The 245-nt window shown below is 73.1% G+C and carries 1 pseudogene; it reads right to left on the minus strand.

Annotated features, from left to right (window positions below):
• Positions 1-245 (minus strand): annotated as a pseudogene (locus tag KVS67_RS12620) (phenylalanine--tRNA ligase subunit alpha); the annotation flags it as partial.

A 245-nucleotide genomic window follows, 5' to 3' on the forward strand; every position in this document is an offset into this window, starting at 1 on the left:
GGCCCCGAACATCTGGCGGGCGAAGTACTCGAGGGTGCCGCGCAGGTGGGCCATGGTCAGGCCCTTCTCCACGGCCAGGCCCTCGAACTGGTGGAACACCGGGGTGTGCGTGGCGCCCAGCTCGTCCGTGCGGAAGGTGCGACCCGGGCACAGCACGTAGGTGGGGGCGCCCCGCTCGTGCAGGGGGCGCATCTGCACCGGGGAGGTGTGGGTGCGCAGCAGCAGGCGGGCCTCGGTCGGGGTCA

The organism is Micrococcus sp. GbtcB5 (assembly GCF_019091605.1).
In the GTDB taxonomy this organism is placed as follows: domain Bacteria; phylum Actinomycetota; class Actinomycetes; order Actinomycetales; family Micrococcaceae; genus Micrococcus; species Micrococcus luteus.